This window comes from Acinetobacter sp. WCHA39 (assembly GCF_002165385.1).
Classification (GTDB): Bacteria; Pseudomonadota; Gammaproteobacteria; order Pseudomonadales; family Moraxellaceae; genus Acinetobacter.
Genome location: NZ_NHRP01000062.1, coordinates 1 through 6,444 on the forward strand (window position 1 = coordinate 1; position 6,444 = coordinate 6,444).

Genomic DNA, 6,444 nt, shown 5'->3' on the forward strand with positions numbered 1-6,444 from the left:
TACCCCAACAAAACAAGGTGGCTTAACTAGAGCGGAATATCACTTATAAATACGCTTTTAGTTGTTCAAACAAGTGGGACCACCTCTGTAGATCAGTGAAAGTTGAGATCCCAACTAGAGGATTTAATGTACCTCCAATACGGATTGTTGTTCCAATATCCTTGGTCCACCACAAACTTTCTATACCATCTTTCAATGGTATAAAATTTTTCGGAATCATAGATAATTTAGGAATTAATGAAAGACCAGATATATTCTTAATCTGCTTATTAGGTCTTGAAAAATTATGTTCTTCATTAAGATATTGAGTCTCCATACACGCTAATTGTACCCAATTTTCATACTTTGGATCATTCTTAACAATAATGATAGGGCTTATCCCATTTGTTAGCTCATTTGGAAGAGGTAATGCTGGTCTTGCTACTCGACTTTGATAAATTCCTAAATGTGACTCTATTTTAGGTAACGTATGTAAGACAAGCTCTTCTTCCGCTTCTATTGACCATAGGCCTTCTGTTTTTAAATCATGTTGAAGAGCTTGCCCACAAGTATTCAACTCTGCAATAAATAGCTCTTCTCTCCAAGTAAGTCCATCTACAGGAGGAATAACGTCTCTTGATTTACCATATATTAGTTCAATAGTTTCACTCATTAATTCCATATTGAAATTTTTTTTCAATTCTTCATCTAGAAAAGACTCTATTTGTGAAGGCAAACTAGGAACATATAAGCTTAAAGTTTCTAGGCTCTTAGTTGGGTCTAATTGCATAATATATGGATTAGGTGAGTAGGTCTGAATGTTGCTTCCAGAATAGCTATTTATATTATTATAAGTTGCATAATTTAGTCCTGCTCTGTCTAATAAAGAACGACTTATGACTTGGGCGCTCCATATAGAAGAGTTTACATATATTTCTAATATATCCTTAATTCCTTTACTTAAAGTAAAAGGTTTATCTTCAAGGAAGAATAAAATTTCTAAAATTAGCAGTAATGATGAGGTAGGCGTGCTGTTACAAGCAAACCATGTTAATGGTCTAGGTAAAAGATTAGGTAAATATCTTAAAATACTAGTAAAACTTGTTAACGTTGCAAGTTTTCTAGATTTTCTAGGTTCAGATAATCTCAATAAAATTATTAAAATTAAGCTCTCATTTATATCAAGCTCTATTGGATTGGAAGATCTATATTCAGCAAAATAATGAGAGATTTTAGTTAAAGTTAGACGATGTTCTATGACGCTAAAAGCCTCATGCCAACAAGCAATTGCTTCAGTGTAATACCCCCAATCTCTTAATCTTTCGATCAAACTTTCAGTGATACCTGCACCATAATCTGTATATTTTAATCTTCTTCCTAATTCTTCTGAAAATACCTTTTTTGTTAAATCCTCATTAAGACTTTTAGCAGTTAGTAATAAATTTTTCTGCTTAGAACCGCCAATACTGCTCCATCCTCCATTTCCTCTAGATTTCATATAAGCTAGAGTATAGGCAATAGCAGCTAAGTCTGAGAGACTAGCATTTTCAAGGCTTTGGGCTAGGCTAGCTAAAGGGTGATCTTCCGACCATGAAAAGACCTCACGTCCGTAGAAGACGAGAATTCTTTCAGCATCATTTTCATTCCCTTCTATGCTTAGCTCTTGCAATTTATATGAAAGATAGACATTAAGTTTTTGATAATTTTTGTTCTGTGATTTTTCAACAAGTCTAATACATTTAATTATATCTCCAAGAGTAGCATCCTCTGGTGGATGAGGAACTATTTCAGGAGAAATATAATCAGAATTAACTTTGGAAACTGAATCCCCTCCTGAATAACTAGTTGAGCAAGAAGTCTTTGTGGGTTTTATCTGACATTTAATCGGATAACCGAGATTATTTGAAACTAACTCTAACTCTCTAATGGCATCTTCATTATATTTGGAAACATCATTAGAAACTTGGGCAGCTAATAAATGAATTCTATTTTCTACAAATTGAGGATAGAGAGTATTTAATTTCAGAATACATTCTAGACGCTCTTTTAATGCTGTAAGACCATCATTTTCATATTTAATTTCAAAAGGTATTGTTTGCCATAAACTATCAAGTATTAATGGATTCGCTTGATCTAGTAGCTTATTAGCAACTAATTTAAGAGCTTCTATCGTTGGCCAACTTTCATGAAAGTTTTCCTCAACAATTGTTCTTGCTAACACATTTAAAGCAGCTTCAGGATCAATATCCAATAGCTCTTTGAACCAACGATTCGGTGTATGCTTAGTACTTCTACCATCTGTATGCCTTAATACAGAGGAAATTAATGGCTGTAATTTTTCTAAGGCTAATAAACACTCATCTTTAGATTTATGAGCGATTACAGAAACAGTATCAATTACCTCAAACAGAGTTATATCTTTTCTATAACCATAGCTAGCTAAATATACACCTACATCTTTCCATTCTGTATTAGCCTCTGGCTTATTATTATTTAAAAGTATTTTAGTATATTTTAACTTTAGTTCAGCATGAGTTGAGTAATATGTACCATTATTTTCCACATGGTCAATTTCAGATTTTAAAGCTTCTAATATGTATCTATTGATATTCTCAAGCTTGGAATAAGGTTCAAGCAGATTAAAAATAACATCACTTGAAACAGGTCCATTAACTTCTCTATCAAGTCTTGTTGTAGTGTTTAAATTAACTTGTTTAAGTACTTCTAAAATATGTGCCCATTCATCCTCTGTTTTTACTAGCTTTAATCCTAACCCTATTGTATAGCTAATAGTCCCATGAATTGCATATAGATCACATGCTCTTGGGTTTCCAACAAATGGACGGCTTTCTTCCAAAAGAATATTAAAAACTTCTTTAATATTATAATCTTCTGCTTTTTCTGCACAAAACACGTTGATAGCAAATTTTAACCAGCATCGATACCACCCCATACCGCGAATTCTTCTAAGTTCTCGATTTAATACTTTATAAAGTTGATCGGAATGAGCTAATACCCTGATTGAGGCTACCCATAATTTCAAATTATTTTTTTCTGGATGGCCATCAAAACCCAAATTTATTGAAAAAATTTTTCTTCTATCAATGACCAGATTATTTAAATTTATTCCATAATCTAATAATTGTGAAATCAGAATAGGTGATGTTGTGAGATTTAATGCACATTCAGCATATTCTCTTGCTAAAGAATAAGAAGTCTGTTGATTATGGAAATCAGCCAATCCCCAATATAACCCATATGCAATTAGCTTTGAGTCTTTAGAACTGCTAAATTTTTCTGCTAATCGAACTACTGTTTTAACTAGATTATTTTTCGCCAAACGATCCGCTAAACATTTAATAAAATAAATAGGGATATCCTGATTATTTTTAATTTGGTTTAAATATATGAAAATTTTTCTTAATATTCTAAAACCTAAACCAAGACTTAAGTAGCCCTGTACTATTGCTAAGTTATTTTCTTCAGAAGTTTTTAATTGAGTTAAAGGATCAAAATAATCACTCAAGTAATTTTCTTCAATATCATCCATCTCGAGATTTAAGTATTCTCTCCATGGTGCGATGCCTCCCATATCATCAACAATTAAGCAAGCTTGCATACCATTGAGATATTTTAAAGTAGGTCGGCCATCAAAAAGTAACCGTTCTGATAAAGCTTGGTGACCAAAAAGCTTTCCATATGTTAACCAATAATCTTTATTTCCTAGTCGCTCTTGCTCATAAGTATGAAGTGCTCTACGTAATTCATTGCATCTAACTAATATTGCCCAATTTTGATCGTATGAAGCAATATTAGCTGTGATTGCAATATTATTTTGAATAGCCTCTACAGTATGGCCATAATTAATACTTGTAGATACAAAATCAAATGAAACCAAATCATAAATCTCATTTGATTTATTGGCATTTTTTAAGGCAGATAATAAAAATCGATAACTCTTAGCATTTTCATAGAAACCTTTATTCTTCATCCAATCAATCACTGGATCTAGAATATCTTCTAAATTAACTCCTTGTTCTTTTAGTTCTTCTCTAATAAATCGCCGGAAACTTTCATGGAATACCCTAAGTCCACCTTGAGCTTCAATTTGCACAAATACAGGTTCAAATACCTTTAGGGCAGAGGATACATGACGTGCTTGGTGACGAGGATACATTTCTTTAAGTTCATCTTCAGTAATAGCAAATTCTATTACTGCAAATAAATCTGCAACGAAACGACCTTCATCTGAAATTTTTTCATATAAATATTTGTAATAGACTTTAATATCACCATTAATTATTGGCAGTTGGTTTAACCAATCTTCAGGTTTTTCAGTCGGATTTTGTTTTAAATTAGAAATTATCCCTTTACATAAATATCTTGCATATAGAGGTATGCTATTAGCTTTCTGTGCAATTAGACTAAAAATTTCATTATGATTTTCAATACCATGCTCTGAGAATAGAGTATCTAGCTCATGTAGCTTACATAGTTCAATTGTGTCTTGAAGAGTCCAATCAGGTATATAGTAAGTTGAAACGTCCTTTTCCCTTCGTTTTAAAATTGGGTCTAAATGTTCTCCTGGTTGTGTACCTAATATAAGCTTTATCCCATTTGGGATATCTAAAGATGCTAGTCTTTCTATTATATCTGTTTCATTATCATTCAAATTAGATGATGCTGACTTAACTCTAGAAATATGATCTAAGCCATCAATAATTAAAATGACCTTTTCATTCCGAGAAGCTAATTCATTTAAGGCATTTTCGAAATTTGAAATATCTGCCGAAAGTCCAATCTTTGAACTGAATGGTGTTTTAATTGAATCTTGTAATTCAGCTAATAAATTAGCAAAGAATACATCTGTAGTAACCCTTCTTTCAGATATTTCATCATTAGGGGATAAATAACAGTAATGTCGTGCAACAATTGCATCTTCTTTCAAGATTTCTGACAAATTCGTTAATTCCCATGACTTACCTGATCCAGGAGGGCCAATCAATATATGGAAATTCTTGTCGCTATCTAAATTTAAAATGTTTTCTCTAAAAATAGGCCGGTCATAAAAGTACTTTTTATCTAATGGAAATGCCTGAGAAACTCTGCCAAAATCTGTCCTTATTTCAAGTTGTTTAACAATCTCTTGAGTATCAAGTTTAGATTCATTAGATCTTGCCCAAGTTGCAAGTGCTATTGCTAAGGCTGCAACATCCTCTACTTTGCGTTCACTATTAGGGTATTGGCCAATCCCTATCTTCTCATGTAATAGCGTTAATAATTCAGTTTCAACACGACTAGGTGAAAATAAATCGCTTGATGCAATAGGTAATTCAAGCTCGATAACGAATTTTTTACAAAACTCGATAAAGTCTGATCTATTAAAATCTGTTCTATTTTTTAGTGGCTTCCATAAAGGAGTCTGATTTTTAGGCCATATTTTTTCATAATCTAATTGATATATTTTTGAATTAATATTATCAAAAATAGGCTTTCCTGCTATCTCTATTAAACAGTCGTGATATTTATCCTCAATTAATGGAGCATTCCAAGTAGCACATAGTCGATACTCATCTGCTGGTTCAGTAGCTAATTTATTAGTTAAAATTAATCTATCAATAGTTAAGTTTGTACTCGTTTTATTAGTAAATTCAGAAAGAGCGAGTGGCTTATTAGCATCTGTACTATGTTTAATTTGAATTCTAGTTTTAAATCCATCTTTTTTTATGATTTGTAAGTCATCGAATCTGTCATCGTCTAATTGTTTTTTATCAACAGTAACTGAATCAAATTTTTCTATAATTCCTAATACAAAAAAATATGCAGTAATAATATCTTGATAGCGATAACCAGCATGTGCTGGTTTAAGGTTTCCACTCATATCAATCCTATTGACTTATTAGCTACTATTACAAGTTGTTGATTAAAAAACTATTTATTTTTCATGTGAAACTTGTATCTAAACATAATTTAAGTAATTTTTACAATCAAATTTTGTTTTTAAGATGGCAATAATTCTTTAGGATCTACCTTTAAAATTTTTGCTATTTCATAAAGTTTTAAGATAGTTATATTAACTTCACCACGTTCGATACGTCCCATATAACTTCGATCGATTCCACATTGCAATGCAAGGGACTCTTGTGTGAGTCGATTCTCCGTCCTTTTTTTTCGGATTAATTGACCTATCTTTATAGATAATTCTGACATTTGAAACTAACTGCTCAAAAAACAGAAATATCACTAATTGAGGACTATATATCCACGGATTATAATCCTCATTTTAGTTAAGGAGAGTTCTGTATGAAAAAAACCTTTAAATTACCCTTATATAACGAATTTTTAGAGGTGTTTGCTAGGGCTTGTTGAGAATTAACAAAGGCTACTAATTAATTTATAATAGTACTATGGATAGATACATACTTACTGATGCCCAATGGGCAAAAATGGAACCTTTTTGCCTAG

Annotated in this window: 2 protein-coding genes; both read right to left on the minus strand. The window is 31.8% G+C overall.

Annotated features, from left to right (window positions below; all coding sequences use genetic code 11):
* Positions 1–43: 43 nt before the first annotated feature.
* Positions 44–5,860: an ATP-binding protein gene (locus CDG56_RS16325; RefSeq protein WP_087548430.1), complete on the minus strand. Its 5,817-nt coding sequence runs from the start codon at positions 5,858–5,860 to the stop codon at positions 44–46.
* Positions 5,861–5,979: 119 nt separating this feature from the next.
* The gene (locus tag CDG56_RS16330) at positions 5,980–6,189 is read right to left on the minus strand and encodes a helix-turn-helix domain-containing protein (RefSeq protein WP_087548431.1); all 210 of its coding nucleotides are present in this window, start codon (positions 6,187–6,189) and stop codon (positions 5,980–5,982) included.
* Positions 6,190–6,444: the final 255 nt, after the last annotated feature.

Bases quoted from the DNA above. Each gene is read 5' to 3' on its own strand.
- CDG56_RS16325 (WP_087548430.1), bottom strand. From the start codon at position 5,860: ATGAGTGGAAACCTTAAACCAGCACATGCTGGTTATCGCTATCAAGAT.
- CDG56_RS16330 (WP_087548431.1), bottom strand. From the start codon at position 6,189: ATGTCAGAATTATCTATAAAGATAGGTCAATTAATCCGAAAAAAAAGG.